General features: G+C 73.2%; 15 protein-coding genes. 7 read left to right on the top strand and 8 right to left on the bottom strand.

From position 1 onward, the window contains the following. Positions 1–269: 269 nt before the first annotated feature. Positions 270–1,154, top strand: a complete 885-nt coding sequence (locus HHX30_RS33490; protein ID WP_169987187.1) for an alpha/beta fold hydrolase — start codon at positions 270–272, stop codon at positions 1,152–1,154. Between the two features lie 10 nt (positions 1,155–1,164). Next, entirely contained in the window at positions 1,165–2,076 is a 912-nt protein-coding gene (locus HHX30_RS33495) for an oxygenase MpaB family protein (protein WP_169987189.1), read from the top strand. Here HHX30_RS33495 and HHX30_RS33500 read toward each other — a convergent pair. Genes HHX30_RS33500 through HHX30_RS33510 form a run of 3 tightly spaced genes read right to left on the bottom strand, consistent with a single transcriptional unit; the run spans position 2,027 to position 4,339 of the window. Next, positions 2,027–2,965: a PD-(D/E)XK nuclease family protein gene (locus HHX30_RS33500; protein WP_311922974.1), complete on the bottom strand. Its 939-nt coding sequence runs from the start codon at positions 2,963–2,965 to the stop codon at positions 2,027–2,029. The genes HHX30_RS33495 and HHX30_RS33500 overlap by 50 nt on opposite strands. A 4-nt stretch (positions 2,966–2,969) precedes the next feature. Then, positions 2,970–3,680 (bottom strand): MBL fold metallo-hydrolase, encoded by a 711-nt coding sequence (locus HHX30_RS33505; RefSeq protein ID WP_169987191.1) that lies wholly within the window; start codon positions 3,678–3,680, stop codon positions 2,970–2,972. Between the two features lie 14 nt (positions 3,681–3,694). Then, a complete protein-coding gene (locus HHX30_RS33510; RefSeq protein WP_169987193.1) occupies positions 3,695–4,339 on the bottom strand; it encodes a DUF6758 family protein in 645 nt (214 codons plus the stop codon). Between the two features lie 72 nt (positions 4,340–4,411). Here HHX30_RS33510 and HHX30_RS33515 point away from each other — a divergent pair, with 72 nt between their 5' ends. Then, positions 4,412–4,819 carry an NUDIX domain-containing protein gene (locus HHX30_RS33515; protein ID WP_311922975.1) on the top strand — a complete coding sequence of 136 codons (408 nt, stop codon included), beginning with the start codon at positions 4,412–4,414 and terminating at the stop codon, positions 4,817–4,819. On the opposite strand, the gene HHX30_RS33520 is transcribed toward HHX30_RS33515, so the two are convergent. From HHX30_RS33520 to HHX30_RS33530, 3 genes are all read right to left on the bottom strand, one after another. Continuing rightward, entirely contained in the window at positions 4,806–7,907 is a 3,102-nt protein-coding gene (locus HHX30_RS33520; protein WP_169987197.1) for a hypothetical protein, read from the bottom strand. The genes HHX30_RS33515 and HHX30_RS33520 overlap by 14 nt on opposite strands. A gap of 135 nt (positions 7,908–8,042) precedes the next feature. Continuing rightward, positions 8,043–9,176 carry a CPBP family intramembrane glutamic endopeptidase gene (locus HHX30_RS42960; protein WP_169987199.1) on the bottom strand — a complete coding sequence of 378 codons (1,134 nt, stop codon included), beginning with the start codon at positions 9,174–9,176 and terminating at the stop codon, positions 8,043–8,045. 28 nt (positions 9,177–9,204) lie between these two features. Beyond that, positions 9,205–10,143 carry a CoA ester lyase gene (locus tag HHX30_RS33530; RefSeq protein ID WP_169987201.1) on the bottom strand — a complete coding sequence of 313 codons (939 nt, stop codon included), beginning with the start codon at positions 10,141–10,143 and terminating at the stop codon, positions 9,205–9,207. 35 nt (positions 10,144–10,178) lie between these two features. Here HHX30_RS33530 and HHX30_RS33535 point away from each other — a divergent pair, with 35 nt between their 5' ends. Next, the gene (locus tag HHX30_RS33535) at positions 10,179–10,571 is read left to right on the top strand and encodes a hypothetical protein (protein WP_249350720.1); all 393 of its coding nucleotides are present in this window, start codon (positions 10,179–10,181) and stop codon (positions 10,569–10,571) included. A 3-nt stretch (positions 10,572–10,574) separates the two neighbouring features. Here HHX30_RS33535 and HHX30_RS33540 read toward each other — a convergent pair whose 3' ends face one another. Next, positions 10,575–11,519 (bottom strand): DMT family transporter, encoded by a 945-nt coding sequence (locus tag HHX30_RS33540; RefSeq protein ID WP_169987203.1) that lies wholly within the window; start codon positions 11,517–11,519, stop codon positions 10,575–10,577. Between the two features lie 85 nt (positions 11,520–11,604). On the opposite strand from HHX30_RS33540, the gene HHX30_RS33545 reads away from it, so the two are divergent. Genes HHX30_RS33545 through HHX30_RS33555 form a run of 3 tightly spaced genes read left to right on the top strand, consistent with a single transcriptional unit; the run spans position 11,605 to position 14,458 of the window. Beyond that, positions 11,605–12,810, top strand: coding sequence for a magnesium transporter MgtE N-terminal domain-containing protein (locus tag HHX30_RS33545; RefSeq protein WP_169987205.1), 1,206 nt, complete (start codon positions 11,605–11,607; stop codon positions 12,808–12,810). Next, positions 12,807–13,301: a DUF1003 domain-containing protein gene (locus HHX30_RS33550; RefSeq protein WP_169987206.1), complete on the top strand. Its 495-nt coding sequence runs from the start codon at positions 12,807–12,809 to the stop codon at positions 13,299–13,301. Before HHX30_RS33545 ends, HHX30_RS33550 begins: the two co-directional genes overlap by 4 nt. A gap of 17 nt (positions 13,302–13,318) precedes the next feature. Next, entirely contained in the window at positions 13,319–14,458 is a 1,140-nt protein-coding gene (locus HHX30_RS33555; RefSeq protein WP_169987208.1) for an Mrp/NBP35 family ATP-binding protein, read from the top strand. A 4-nt stretch (positions 14,459–14,462) separates the two neighbouring features. Here HHX30_RS33555 and HHX30_RS33560 read toward each other — a convergent pair whose 3' ends face one another. After that, entirely contained in the window at positions 14,463–14,810 is a 348-nt protein-coding gene (locus HHX30_RS33560; RefSeq protein ID WP_169987211.1) for a sec-independent translocase, read from the bottom strand. Between the last annotated feature and the right edge of the window lie 34 nt (positions 14,811–14,844).

Raw genomic sequence — 14,844 nt, forward strand, 5'->3', positions numbered from 1 at the left:
GCACAGGGGCAGGGAGAGCGCCGGACGGCCGGCGCTCGCCCTGCCCCCGTCGCGTCGGGGGCCGGTTCGCCCGCAGTGGGTATGACCTGGACAGGAGGCATGCGCAATGACCATCCGAAACCCGCGTAGTCGCTTCGGCAGTGTCGTCGGGATCTTTCCTGGGTATCGTGATGCCACGTGAGTGAGCGAGCCTTCAGCAGACGGTCCAGGACGTGGGGCCGGTCCGGCCCATCGGTTCCCGGGATCCGGGGTGAGGTGGAGGAGGCCTCGTGAGCACGCCACGGTTCCTGACCCTTCCGCCGGGTGTCAGCAGTGAGCAGATCGAGACGCCGCTGGGCTCGTTCGCCGCCCTCGAAGCGCTTCCGGTGAGTGGTGTCCCGGAGCGCTGGCCCGCCCTTCTCGTCCCCGGTTTGACGGGGTCGAAGGAGGACTTCATCGCCGTGCTGCAGACGCTCGCGCAGGCCGGCCGCCGGGTGATCGCGGTCGACATGCGCGGGCAGTACGAGACGCCGGGCCCGGACGACCCGGCGGCCTACACGTGCGCGGCTCTCGGCGCGGACATCGACGCGATCGCCGCGGCCGTCGGTCAGGGTGAGCCCGTCCACCTGCTGGGACACTCCTTCGGCGGGCTCGTCGCCCGGGACGCGGCGCTGAACGGCGGTGCCAGGCTCGCCTCGCTCACGCTCATGAGCTCGGGGCCGGCGGGCATCGTCGGGCCCCGGGAGCGGATGGGCCGGGTCCTGCTGGCCGAGCTCCCGGAGTACGGCCTGGACTACATGTGGTCGAACAGGCTGGAGCCCGAGGCGCTGGCGGCGGGCGTCCCCGACGACATCGTCGCGTTCCTGCGCAAGCGGCTGCTCAGCAACCACCCCACCGCCCTCCTGGCGATGGCGGAGGAGGTCCTGGGCGCCCCGGACCGCTGCGAGGAGCTGACCCAGTGCGGGCTCGACCTCCTGGTCCTGTACGGCGAGCACGACGACGGCTGGCCGCCGCTGCTGCAGGCCGAGATGGCCCGCAGGCTCGACGCGGAGTGCGTCGTGGTGCCGGGGGCGCTCCACTCGCCGGCCGTCGAGGCCCCCGAGACCACCGCGGCGGCCCTGACCCGCTTCTGGAACGCCGCGGAGAGCCGGCTGCTCCAGCACCAGCACGGATGAGCCGGTCGTCATGCCCGGCGCCAGCGGCCTGACCGCCCAGCCTCCGGAGTCCGCGACCTGGCTGGTCCACGTCGACCGGACCATGTGGGTGGGCGGCGTGCGCGGCCTGATGCTGCAGGCCCTGCATCCGCTGGCGATGCGGGGCGTGTGGCAGAACTCCAACTTCCGGGAGGACCCCTTCGGGCGGCTGCGCCGTACGGCGGACTTCGTGGGCCGGGTGACGTACGGCAGCCCCGAGGAGGCCGAGGAGATCGGCAGGCGGGTGCGCGCGATCCACCGGGCGTTGCGCATCCGCGATCCCGACACGGGCCGGACCCACCGCGTGGACGATCCCGAACTGCTGCTGTGGGTCCACTGCGCGGAGGTCATGTCCTACCTGGAGGTCGTCCGCCGCGCGGGCGCCCGGATCACCGACCGGCAGGCCGACCAGTACCTCGCCGAGCAGCGCGACAGCGCCGCATACGTCGGGCTCCACGCCGAGGACGTGCCCGGTTCGGTCAGTGAGATGGACGAGTATTTCGCGCGGATGCGGCCGGTCCTGCGGGTCATCCCCGAGTCGGCCGCCGCCGTGCGGTTCCTGCTCTGGCCGCGCCTGCCGGGCGACATGCGCTTCCTGTCCCCGGCCAAGCCGGTCTACTTCCCGTTCGGGGCGCTGTGCTACTACACGCTGCCCGACTGGGCCCGCAGGATGTACGGCGTGCTGCCCGAGGTGCCGCAGATCACGGTCACGGCGGCGTTGCGGGCCTTCCGGCTGACCATGAACACGATCCCCGACTTCGTCCACCAGCAGGTGCTGGACGAGCGCACCAGGGCCATGCTGCGGGCCTCGCGGGAGCGCCTGGGCGCCGCCGGATACGACGTGGGCAAGGGCCTCAGAGCCCTGGTCGACCCTCGCCGCCGTCCCCGCCGTACGACGGGCTGAGGCCGGGCGAGCCGGGCGTCTCCGGCAGGCCGTCCCAGGGGAGCTTGTCGGGGGAGGCGGCCCGCCCCTCGGGGCAGTGGCGGCGGAAGTCGCACCAGGAGCAGATGGGGCCCGGTTCGGGCGGGAACAGCCGGTCGACCTCGGGCGGCACCTCGACCCCCACGGCGCGGTCCTCCCGCCTCGGGGCCCATGCGCGGTAGGCGTCGTCGGCGTCGGCCGCCTCCGTCGCGATGTCCTCGGCCCTGCTCAGGTGGCGGGCGAGCGTTTCCTCGCTGTGCTCCCACTCCGCGACCGTCCCACTGGGCAGGTGGTGTAACTCCACCCGGCGGCAGGCCCGGCGCATCATGCGGGACGAGGCGATCGCGTAGACGGCGAGCGCGATCGAGGAACGGGCGTCGTCCGAGGTCGGCGGGCGGCGGCCGGTCTTGTAGTCGACCACGACCAGTTCGTCCCCGCGCCGGTCGAGCCGGTCCACCCGGCCCGAGACGGCGATCACCGACGTGCGCGTGGCGACGGTGCGCTCGACGCCCACCGGCTCGTCGCCGGGATCGAGCGTGGCGACGTAGGAGGAGACCATCGCGCGGGCGCGGTCACGCCACGTGGCCGACTGCTCCTCGTCCCTGAACCCCTCGCGGATCCAGCCGTTGGTGAGCAGCACGGCCGCCATGACCGGCGTACGCCGGTCGTACGGCTCCCGCCACCAGGCGGCCAGCGCGTTGTGGACGGAGGCCCCCACGCTGTTGTGCGCCCATGGGGGCCCCTTCTGCGGAGCGGGCCGGTCGAGGTAGGTGAAGCGGTAGCGACGCCGGCAGTCGAGCCAGGTGTTCAGGCGCGACGGGGTGCAGGTGTAGAGCCGCCTCGGCATGCCGTCGAGGCCGAGCTGCTCCACGGCCCTACTCGTCGAGGTTCAGCTTGATGCCGGACGCCCGGGTGCCGTCCACGAGCGGAGGCTCCGGGTCGGCCTCCTGGGCGCCGGTCAGCGACCCCGACAGCCAGCGGTCGAACTCGGGCTCCAGGTCACCGATCCTGCCCTCCTCGCCGTGCGCGGGCAGCACCCTCGTCTCGTGCGGAAGCGTGAACAGCCGCTCGCCGATCGAGGTGAGCTGGTCGGCGAGCGCGGGGTACTCCCCGCCGAGCTTGCCGGGGCCGTCCATCAGCAGGGTCTTGCCGGTGAAGACCGCGCCGAGGCCCTCGCAGTAGAGCGAGACGCCGCCCGGCGTGACCCCCGGCGTGGAGAGCACTTCCAGCTCGACGTCGGCCACGGAGAACAGCCCCTCGTCCTCCATCTCGATGTCGGGCCAGGTCTCCTCCCAGGTCTGCCGCCACAGGCGCTTGTCCTTGGCGTGCACGGCGATCACGGCCTCGTCCCTGGCCGCCACCTCGATCGCGGCGCCCACGTGGTCGGGCAGGCCGTGGGTGCAGATGACGGCGAGGACCTCGCGCTCGCCGACCTGCCCCAGGATCTTGTCGGCGTCCCGCGCCGGGTCGATGACGATCACCTCGTCGTCGTCACCCAGGATCCAGGTGTTGTTCTCGACCTTGTGCTCGTCGCCCTCGTAGTCCACCAGGCCCGAGGTCACCACTCGTTCGATGCGCGCTGTCACGGCTCAGAACCTTACTATCCCTCTCCGTCCAGACGCGGCGAGAAGGCACCGAAGGGCAGGTCGAGCGCCTGGTCCTGGTCCCGCAGATCGCGCAGCGACAGGTTGGCCAGCGCGATGAAGCAGCCGGCCTCGACGGGCCAGGCGACCGTCCACAGCCAGTTGCCGAGAGCCTCGCCCACGTAGACGGCCCGGTCCCCCGGCACCTCCCGTCCCGCGCACCACAGCGCCGTGGGGTGGCCACGTGCGTCGACCTTGGCGTGCGGCGGCCCGGCGTCGAACCCCGCTCCCGGGTCCGGGCCCGGCAGCCCGGCGTACGCGGCCCCGAGACCGATGCCCGGCTCTTCCGCGATGAGCAGCATGTCGGCGGGGCCGTGCGTGACCGACGGGCCGGCGAGGGCGACGACGCTGGCCCTGACACCGGTGCGCTCGTCACCCACCTCGGCGAAGCCAGTCACCAGCCATCCGGAGGGGAGCGGCCACGGGAGCCAGACGGGCACCCTGGCCGTTACGCAGAGGGCCTCCAGCGCGGCCTGCGAGGGCCGCCGGGGCGGCTGGAAGGGCAGGACGTCCCCATGGGCGTCGCAACGCCAGGAACTCGACCAGACATTCGGTTCATGCAGCGGCCCGAAGCACCGCGGACAAGTTGGCGCGGTTCTCACAAATATTCACGGTGCGTCCGTGATGTCCGTACGTCAAGAGTCTGCCCGTTATCTAGTCGTAATCTTGGTGATGTGCGGTGTATCAGATGTGTGGGCGCGATCGTCGCCGACGCCGAGGGACGGCTCCTGCTCGTGCGGCGGGGCCGCCCTCCCGGCGAGGGGCTGTGGTCCCTGCCCGGCGGCAGGGTCGAGCCCGGCGAGACCGACGAGCAGGCACTGCGCCGTGAGCTGCGAGAGGAGACCGGCCTCGACGTCACCGTCGTACGGCTCGCCGGGACCGTGCTGCGGCCCGCCCCCGGCGGCGCGACCTACGAGATCCACGACTACGTCGCGACGGCCTCGGGCGTGCCGATGGCCGGGGACGACGCCGCCGACGCCCGCTGGTGCGCGCCGTCCGACCTGGCACGGCTCCCGCTGACCGACGGCCTCGCCGACGCCCTCGCCGGATGGGGAATCATCCCCGGGGTCATCGTTCCGTGACCGTGCTGCGCCAGATCGTCAGATGGTCGTCGGCGTGGCCGGCCGACCTGCCGACGGCCACGACCCGGCTGCCGGAGACCGCCACCGCCCCGAGCCACTGCGCCCCCTGGCCGCCGAGGCCGTCCTGGGTGAGCGCCTGGCGCGACCAGTCCACCCCGTCCGCGGAGACCCAGGCCGCGCTGTCGCCCTCACCGCCCTCCGCGGACGACCGGTGCGACCCGACGGCGACGAGTCCCCGCCCGGTCGCGGTCACGTCGAGGACCGAGGCGGCGGCGTCGGCGGGCAGCGTGCCGTACTTCCACTCGGCGCCGTCGTCGGTGGACAGCGCCGAGAACGGGCGGGGGCCGTCCTCGGTCATCGCGGTGCCCACGACCACCATGCCCGCCTCGGTCGCGACCACGTGGCGCAGCCCGGCCGAGGTGGCGTCCGGCGGCAGGACCCGGCCCCGGGCGTTCCAGTTGAGGCCGTCGGAGGAGACCCAGACCACTCCCGTCTCCCGGTCGGCGGTGCCCGACCCGCCGACGGCCATGAACCCGTGGGGGGTCGCCGTGACGTCGTACAGGCGCACACCGGCCCCACCGGCCGGCATGCTGCCCGGCGAGGAGCGGGTGAAGCGCTTGAGGTCGGGGCTGAACCACAGGGCGGGCAGCGTTCCCGTGGCCGAGCGGTCCTCCCCCGCGAGGACGTAGCCCTTCGGCCCGGCGGCCGCCACACCCGGCGCGAGCAGGAAGTGGCCCGCGGGCACCTCGATCGCCGGACCGGGCCGCCAGTTCCTCCCGTCGGCCGAGGTGACGACCAGCGGGCGGGTCACCGCCGGGTCGGTCGTCGTGCTGCCGACGGCGAGCCATCCCCTGGGGCCGTGCGCGACGCCGCTGAGGGCCTGGCGTCCCGGTCCGCCCAGCAGGTCGGGGAACGCCGCGTCCTTCCAGTTGGCGCCGTTGTTGCCGCTCGTCCAGATCGCGGCGTCGCCGTTGGCCGAGCCCACGGCGACGAACGTGCCGCCGGCGGCGGCGAGGTCCGCGGTGTCCCTGGCGAGCCGGTTGAGCCCGGCGATCTCCCTGAGCGGCACGCCGCGCGCCGCCTCGCCCTTCTTCGCGCTGATCAGCACGGGAAGGTTCTCCACGTCGCCGGGCCCGCGCTTGTCGCCGCCCGCCACGAGCACGCCCGCGTCGGTGACGGCCAGCCCGCGCAGGGTGCCCGGGATGCCGCCGAGATCGGCGCTCCTGGTCCACTCGCGGCCGTCGCGGCTGGTGTAGACGGCGTACCGTTCCCAGGCCGACTCGGCGACCGCCGCGATCCCCGCCGCCGACGCGGCCAGGCCCCGCACGCCGGTCCCCTCCGCGCCGAGCGGCCCTATCGTGCCGCACTGGGTCCAGTCGGCGCCCTCGGGCGAGCAGTAGACCCGCACCTCGCCGCCGTCCGACTTCTGCCGGGTGGGCACGAGCACGAAGCCCTTCGCGGTGACGGCCAGCGCGCCGGGCTCGGGCCGTACGTCCGCCAGGGCCGCGGCCGTACGCAGCCAGGTGCGCCCGCCGTCGTCGGAGCGCAGGACGACCGAGACCGAGTCGCCCGACCCCGGGTCGGCGAGCGCCACCACGCGGTCGCCCCGGGCGGCCACCGCCCGCATCGCGCGGACCTTGTCGGGGGTGCCGATCTGGTCGGTGTCCACCCTCGTCCAGCCGACGCCGTCGGGTGACACCCAGGCGACCGGGCCCGCCGTGCCGTCCCGCAGGGTCGTGGCGCCCACGGCCAGGAAGCCGGTCGCGGTCCGCGCCACGTCGGTGATCCTGTCCTGGCTCCAGAACGCGGTCAGCCGCGCGGGGTCCACCGCCGTCCAGGACCGGCCGTCGGAGGAGACCCACATGCCGCGCGCGGCCGGGCCCGCCGAGCCGGGCGCGTCGGTCCCGACCGCGAGCCAGCGGCCGTCGCCACCCGCGACCCTGCCGACCGCCCCGGGCTCGGACTCGTACCCCGGGGCGTCGGCGACCCGGCCCGTCTGCCAGTGCGCGCCGCCGTCGGCGGACACGAGGAACAGCGGCCGGGTGAGCGGGCTCGTCGTGTCGCTGCCCGCCGCCACCACCGTCGCGCCCGCCGCCGCGAAGGCGTTGAGCACCTGGCTGGAGCCGTTGCCCGGCAGCCCGGGCGCCGCGAACGCCGCGTCGCCCGACTGGCCGTCGCCCGCCGCGAGGCGCAGTCCCGCCGTTGACGGGCCGCCGGCCCATTTGACGACGGCCACGCCCAGCACGGCGGCGGCGACGAGGACCACGGCGATCACCGCGGGAGCGACCAGCCGGGGTAGGCGCGGCGGGAACCGCCGGACCGGCAGCACCCGTCTGTGGCGGCGTCCGCCGCCCGCCCGGGGCGGGCCGACGGCCACGAGCGTGTCGGGACGCGCCGGACGGCCTCCCGGCGGGCGCCCGATGCGCTCGACCGGCTCAGGCGGCGTGTGCGTCCACACGTGCTCCCCCCGCCCGCCGGGGTCCTCCTCGCGCAGCGGCCCCGACGGCGGGGTGTCGATCTCAGGGGCGCCCGGCCCGTCGGGGTTCTCGCGCGGGATCTGGGCGCGCCGCCGCCGTGGCGGCCCAGAGGCGACCAGCTTGTCCGGCCGGTTCACGATGCGGCGTCCCCGGCCCTCCTGGCCGGAGGACGCCGCCTCCCCCGCCGACCCGGCACCCTCGCCGTGCCGGGGCGCGGGGGAACCCGCGGGACCGGGCGGACCCGTCGCGCCCGCGCCGCCGGGCCTAGCGCGGTCCTCGGAGCGGCTGTGGCGCGGTTCCCCGCCCTCGTAGGGCGCCGCGTACGGCCTGCGGCCCGTCCGGGGTCCGCGGTCGCGCGGCGCGTCCTGCTCGGGGCGCGGCGCCCATGTCTCCGGCACCGTGTCCGGGCTGCCGCCGCGTAAGTCCGGGTCGCCCGAGTCCGGGTCGCCCGCGTCATCGGGCGCGTCGTCCGGCACGGGGGCGGCGAACGGAGGCAGCGCCCACGGGGACGGACCGGGCGGCCGGTGGTGTAACTCCGGCGGGGGCGAGGGAGGGGTCGCCTGCTCGTCTGCGGCGTGCCGGCGGTCGCGCTCGTGGGGGCCCGAGGCCACGCTCAGTACCTCCTCCCCGGAGAGGTCGATCCGGACCGTTCCACCTGTGGTACGGCAAAGCGATCACAGTGATACCCCATCACGGATCCAGAGCAACACGGGAAGAGCCCCGGGGCCATACCTCTCTAGTGAGATTTATCGGGAGAGGGTCTGAATTGCCCACTTTCGGGCGATTATCAGCACGCCGACCCCGAAAACCGCGAACTGCACGGCCGATCCGATCAGCGCCTCCCAGGGCACCTCGCCCTGTTCCATCGCGCTGCCCATGTCCCCGGAGGCCGCGACGACTCCGAACGCCACGACGTTGTTGGTCACGTGCAGGGCGATCGGCGCCTCCAGCCCGCCCGTGCGGACCGCCAGCCACCCCATGAGCATGCCGAACGCGAAGACGTAGACGATCCCCCAGCCCGTGTAGCCGTGTGAGGCGGCGAAGGCCGCCGCGCCCACCAGGATCGCCGGCCACGGATTTCGCAGGTACGCCCCGAACCCCTGGATGATCCAGCCGCGGTAGGCGTACTCCTCGGCCGCCGACTGGAACGGCACCAGCAGCAGGATCACGACGATGGCCGGGAGGAACCGCTCCCAGCCCGCCCAGCGGAGTCCGGGATCCACCCCCGCGGACATCAGCGTCACGGCCTCGACGGCCTGCCCGAGCACGACCGCAACCAGCGCGACCAGCAGGCACATCCCCAGCCACCGCCACCGCAACCGCAGGGCCACCGACGACAGCGACCCCGGCGGTCGTCGCTGGAACAGCCACGCCGCGCCGAGCACCAGCGGCAGCAGCAGCGCGATGACCCCCAACTGGAACCCGAGGTCGACGACGGGATCGGCGAACAGCCGGGTTCCCGAGCGCACCATGGGCACCCCGGTGACCAGCGACACTATGAAGGCCACCAGGCCGGCGGCGATCGAGAGCGCCAGGAAGGCCACGATGATCGCGAGCGTGCCCGCGATCGGCCGCCACCAGCGGTGCGACGGCGTACGCGCCAGGCGGTCGTACCGGGTGCCGGGCGGGGGCGGAACGTCCCAGCGGGCACGCGGCGGCGGCCCCCACGGATAGGGACCGGGATAGGGGCCGGGGTACGGCCCCGCATATGGCCCCGCATATGGCCACTGCGGCCGGGCCGCAGGGTGTGGCGGCGGCTGCGGCTGCGGCGGACCGGCCGGCCAGGCCGTCCCGCCGGCGTACGGTCCCGGCGCCAGATAGGGACCGGGCAGCTGGGGCGGCCCGGCGGCCGGATCCGGGCCCGGCTGTGGTTCGTTCATATGTCCATTCTTCGCGTACCGCGGCCGATCAGCTGGGCGGGGTGAAGGAGCTGGAACGGGGAAGTCCGGCGGCGCGGCCCTTGGCCGCCACCACCAGGGCCATCTTCCGTGAGGCCTCGTCGATCATCTCGTCCCCCAGCATGACGGCGCCCCGATTCTCGACCGTCGTGTAGTACTCGTACGCGTCGAGGATGAGCTCGGCGTGGTTGTAGTCCTCCTGGGACGGCGCGAACACCTCGTTGGCCGCCTCCACCTGCGACGGATGGAGCACCCACTTGCCGTCGAACCCCAGGGCGGCCGACCGCATCGCCACCCGGCGGAAGCCGTCCAGGTCGCGGATCTGGAGGTACGGCCCGTCGATCGCCTGGAGGCCGTGCGCGCGGGCGGCCATCAGGATGCGCATGAGGATGTAGTGGTAGGCGTCCCCCTCGCCGTATCCGGGGGGCTGCTCGCCCACGACCAGCGTCCGCATGCCGATCGAGGCCATGAAGTCGGCCGGGCCGAAGACCAGCGTCTCCAGCCGGGGCGAGGACGCGGCGATGTCGTCGGCGTTGACGAGCCCCCGGGCGTCCTCGATCTGCGCCTCGACGCCGATGCCGCCCTCGGGCAGGCCGGTGGCCCGCTCGATCTGGCCGAGCAGGGTGTCGAGCCAGACCACGTGGGAGGCGTCGGAGACCTTCGGCAGCATGACGCAGTCGAGCCGGTCGCCGGCGCCTTCGACGACCTCGATGACGTCCCGGTAGGTCCAGCGCGTGGTGAGGTCGTTGACCCGGACGACGACCGTCTTGCCTGTCCAGTCGCCCTCCCTGAGCGCGGCGACGACGTTGCGGCGCGCCTCGTCCTTGGCGCCGGGGGCGACGGAGTCCTCCAGGTCGAGGAAGACCTCGTCCGCGGCGAGGCCCTGGGCCTTCTCCAGGAAACGGGGGTTGCTGCCGGGCACCGCCAGGCACGAACGTCGAGCGCGCATGGGCCAACGGTAGCGCGGTGAATAGGCTGTGCCTCATGACCCTGGCGGTGATCGAAGAGGGCGCGAAGAAGTCCGGTGTGCTGTGGCTCGGCCTGCCGTCCGGGCCGCGGCTGGCCTGGCACGTGTGGCACGACGGGGCGCTCTACGTGGTGACCGGCGGCGAGGAGCGGTCCCTGCCCGGCCTGGCCGAGATCGCGGCCGAGCGCGGCGAGATCGAGGTCGTGCTGCGCAGCAAGGACAACGGCGCCGAGCTCGTCCGCTTCCCGGCCGTCGCCGAGGTGGTGGACCAGGCGGCCGCCCCCGAGGCGGTGGCCGCGCTGGCCAAGGAGCGCCTGAACGCCCGCGAGGCCGCCGGCCTGACCGCCCGCTGGGCCGAGCGGTCCACGGTCGTGCGGCTCACCCCCGCACCTGAACCAGCCGGCGCCTGAGCCTCACACGCGTACGGTCTCCGTCACCTCGACGGCGTGGCGCTCCGGGCCGATCCTTGCGGTCGCGGTCTGGGCCAGCAGGGCCCCGGCGAGCACGATCAGGCCCCCGGTGATCTGGGCGGTCCCCAGGCGCTCGCCGAGCAGCACCCAGGCGATCACCGCCCCCGCGATGACCTCCACCGACGCGACCGTCGCGCCGACCGCGGCCGACAGCCGCCGCACGGCGGTGACCCCCGTCGCGTACGCGATGACCGTGGCGACCACGACCAGCACCACGGCGGCCGCGGCGACCGGGATCGTGTGCCCGGAGACGTCGACGGCGCGGGCGAACGCCGCCCAGTCGACGGCCCAGGGCCGGGCGACGGGCAGCAGGACCACCGCCGCCCCGAGCATGCCCCAGGCGATCAGGCCGAGCGTGTCCACGTCGTCGCCGAACGAGTCGCTCATCAGGAAATATCCGGCGCAGCAGGCGGCGGCGACCAGGGCGAGCAGCAGCCCGAGCGCGTCGAGGCGCAGCCCCTCCCAGACCTGCACGACGATCGCCAGCCCGACGACCGCGATCAGCGCCCCCAGGTAGGCCGAGCGCGGCAGCCGTAGCCGCCGGACGAATCGCACCCACAGGACCACCATCACCGGAGAGGTGTACTCGATCAGCAGCGCCACACCGACCGGCAGCCGGGTGATGGCCACGAAGAACAGGGCCTGCACGGCCGCCACCGCGATCACGGCGTACGCGGCGAAGAACAGCAGGCGGTCGCGGGGGATGCGCAGCGCGCGCGGCCTGAAGACGGCCAGGACCGCCAGCAGGAGCACGCCGGCCCCCGCCATGCGGACCCATACGGCCTCCAGCGGCGCGAGCCCCGCCGCGCCGAGGATCTTCGCCATCGGTCCCGAGAACCCGAAGCAGAAGGCCGAGACGCCCGCGATCGCCAGGCTGGCAGCCCTCATCGTCACCTGCCCATGTAATGACCAATAAACGGCTTGGATCCTGTCATAACACCGAGCGGTGCGCATCCTTGCGTAACCTGACAGAGTGGATCGGATCTTCGTGGCCCGCCTGGCGGGGCTGGCGGTCTTCGACCCGGCCGGCGACCAGATCGGCCGCATCCGGGACGTCGTCGTCTCGCTGCGGGGGCCGCTGCTCCCCCGGGTCCACGGCTTCGTCGTCGAGGTCCAGCCACGCCGCCGGGTCTTCCTGCCGATCACCAGGATCACCAGCATCGAGGCCCGCGCCGTCATCTTCACCGGCAAGCTCAACATGCGCAGGTTCGAGTGCAGGGACGCCGAGACGCTCGCCATCGGGGAGATGCTCGACCGCGCCGTCGACTACAAGGGCGAGCGGGTGACCGTGCAGGACCTGGCCATTGAGCAGCCGCGGCCGTCCGACTGGCTCATCACGAAGGTCGCGGTCCGCCGCGGGACGCGCCGCAGGGGCGAGACGCTGATCGTGGACTGGGACGAGGTCACCGGCTTCGCCGGGATCCAGAAGGACCAGGGCGCGGCCAACCTGCTCGCCGTCTTCGAGGCGCTGCGCCCGGCCGACCTGGCGAACATGCTGCACGAGCTGCCCAGCAAGCGGATGGCCGAGGTCGCCGCGGCGCTGGACGACGACCGGCTCGCCGACGTCCTGGAGGAGCTGCCCGAGCGCGACCAGGTGCTCGTGCTGAGCCGGCTGCACCGGGAGCGCGCCGCCGACGTGCTGGAGGAGATGAGCCCGGACGACGCCGCCGACCTGCTGCAGGAACTGCCCGCCGAGCAGGCCGAGGGGCTGCTGCGGCTCATGGTGCCGGAGGAGGCCGCGCCGGTCCGGCGGCTGCTGACCTACGGGGAGTACACCGCCGGCGGCATGATGACGACCGAGCCGGTCATCCTCCCGCCGACCTCGACCGTGGCCGAGGCCCTCGCGCACATCCGCCAGCAGGAGCAGACCCCGGCCATCGCCGCCCAGGTGTACGTCACCCGCCCGCCGACCGAGACCCCGACCGGGCGCTTCCTGGGGGTGGCGCACTTCCAGCGGCTGCTCAGGGAGCCGCCGTCGACGTTGCTCGGCAGCGTGATAGACATCACCGTGGACCCGATCAGACCCGAGCTGACGGTGCACGAGGTGGCGTCGTACCTCGCGACGTACAACCTGGTCGCGGTCCCCGTCGTGGACGAGCTGTCCCGCCTGCTGGGCGCGGTGACCGTCGACGACGTGCTCGACCACATGCTGCCGGAGGACTGGCGGGAACGCCCATGACAGAACGCCTCGACCAGCCGCGTGAGCTGACCCCCCGCCTGCGGCTCTACTACGACCCCGAGGCGTTCGGCGAGTTCTCCGAGCGGTTCGCGCGCTTCCTCGGCACCGCGCGGTTCATCGTCTACATGACCGTGTTCGTCGGGGTGTGGCTGCTGTGGAACGTGTTCGCGCCGGCCAAGTTCGACCCCTATCCGTTCATCTTCCTGACCCTGATGCTCTCGCTCCAGGCGTCGTACGCCGCGCCGCTGATCCTGCTCGCGCAGAACCGGCAGGCCGACCGCGACCGCGTCCAGTACGAGCAGGACAAGACGACGGCCGAGCGCAACCAGGCCGAGATCGAGTACCTCACCCGGGAGATCGCCGGCCTGCGCATGGCGCTCGGCGAGGTGGCCACGCGCGACTACATCCGCTCGGAACTCCAGCGCCTGCAGGAGGAGTTGAGCGAGGCCGCGACGAGATCGCCCGGGGCGGGTTCGGAGGACACCCGCTGAGTCCATAGCATGGATTCATGGCACCATCCCCTGAACTGGTCATGGCCGCGCTGGCGACGGTCAACGACCCCGAGATTCGCCGGCCGATCACCGACCTCGGCATGGTCGACAAAGTGGACGTCTCCCCCGACGGGGTGGTGCGCGTCGGCGTGTTGCTGACCGTCGCCGGCTGTCCGCTGAAGGACAAAATCACCCGCGACGTCACCGAGGCGGTCTCCAAGGTCGACGGCGTCACCCGCGTTCAGGTGGACCTGGACGTCATGAGCGAGGAGCAGCGCAAGGGGCTGCAGACGAAGCTGCGCGGCGACCGCGGGCCGGAGAAGGAGATCCCCTTCGCCAAGCCCGGCTCGCTGACCCGGGTGTTCGCGGTCGCGAGCGGCAAGGGCGGCGTCGGCAAGTCGTCGGTCACGGTGAACCTCGCCGCCGCGATGGCCGCCCAGGGCCTGAAGGTCGGCGTCGTGGACGCCGACATCTACGGCCACTCGGTGCCGCGCATGCTCGGCGTGAGCGAGCGTCCCACCAAGGTCGAGGACATGATCATGCCGCCGGTGGCGCATGACATCAAGGTCATCTCGGTCGGCATGTTCAAGCCCGAGGGCAACACGCCGGTGGTGTGGCGCGGCCCGATGCTCGACCGTGCGCTGTACCAGTTCCTGACCGACGTCTACTGGGGCGACCTCGACGTCCTGCTGATGGACCTGCCCCCGGGCACCGGCGACATCGCCATCTCGGTCGCCCAGCGCATGCCCACGGCCGAGATCCTGGTCGTGACGACCCCGCAGCAGGCCGCCGCCGAGGTGGCCGAGCGCGCCGGGTCGATCGCCGCCCAGACCCACCAGCAGATCGCCGGCGTCATCGAGAACATGGCGTGGCTGCCCTGCCCGCACTGCGACGAGCGCATCTCGGTGTTCGGCGAGGGCGGCGGCCAGACCGTGGCCGACGCGCTGACCCGCACGCTGGGGGCGCGGGTGCCGCTGCTCGGTCAGGTGCCGATCGACATGCGGCTGCGTGAGGGCGGCGACGAGGGCAAGCCGCTCGTGCTGACCGACCCCGACGCCCCCGCGGCGGCGGAACTGCGCCGGATCGCGTCCGGTCTCGGTAAGAAGCCGAGCAGCCTCAAGGGCCTGAAGCTCGATATCTCACCGGTCAAGCACTGACCGGTCAGGTCGCCTCGTTGTCGTACGGCGGGATCTCCCCCACGCCCAGCTCCGGCATGGGGGAGGCCGCCGGCTCCGGCTCCACTCCCGGGGTGGCGTTCCAGTCCTTCTCGACGTCGTCGAGCAGGTGCTTGCGCACGAAGTTCTTGGGGTTCAGGTCGGCCGGGTCGAAGTTGGCGAACTCGGGCCCCATGTTGGCCTGAAGGTCCTCTTTCGCGCTGTTGGCCATCTGCCGCAGTTGCCGGAGCGTACGGCCCGCCTGCGAGGCGGCCTGGGGGAGCTTCTCCGGCCCGAACACGAGCAGGGCGATCACCACCAATGCCAGGGCCTCTGCCCAGCCGAGTCCGAACATGGTGATCTCCTCCTGCGCGTACGACTGAAATCAG

It is taken from the genome of Microbispora sp. H10836 (genome assembly GCF_012999525.1).
GTDB lineage: Bacteria > Actinomycetota > Actinomycetes > Streptosporangiales > Streptosporangiaceae > Microbispora.

Coding starts and splice junctions, on each gene's coding strand:
- HHX30_RS42960 (WP_169987199.1), bottom strand. CDS start 9,176: ATGAACGAACCACAGCCGGGCCCGGATCCGGCCGCCGGGCCGCCCCAG.
- HHX30_RS33555 (WP_169987208.1), top strand. CDS start 13,319: ATGGCACCATCCCCTGAACTGGTCATGGCCGCGCTGGCGACGGTCAAC.
- HHX30_RS33530 (WP_169987201.1), bottom strand. CDS start 10,143: ATGCGCGCTCGACGTTCGTGCCTGGCGGTGCCCGGCAGCAACCCCCGT.
- HHX30_RS33540 (WP_169987203.1), bottom strand. CDS start 11,519: ATGAGGGCTGCCAGCCTGGCGATCGCGGGCGTCTCGGCCTTCTGCTTC.
- HHX30_RS33560 (WP_169987211.1), bottom strand. CDS start 14,810: ATGTTCGGACTCGGCTGGGCAGAGGCCCTGGCATTGGTGGTGATCGCC.
- HHX30_RS33535 (WP_249350720.1), top strand. CDS start 10,179: ATGACCCTGGCGGTGATCGAAGAGGGCGCGAAGAAGTCCGGTGTGCTG.
- HHX30_RS33495 (WP_169987189.1), top strand. CDS start 1,165: ATGCCCGGCGCCAGCGGCCTGACCGCCCAGCCTCCGGAGTCCGCGACC.
- HHX30_RS33550 (WP_169987206.1), top strand. CDS start 12,807: ATGACAGAACGCCTCGACCAGCCGCGTGAGCTGACCCCCCGCCTGCGG.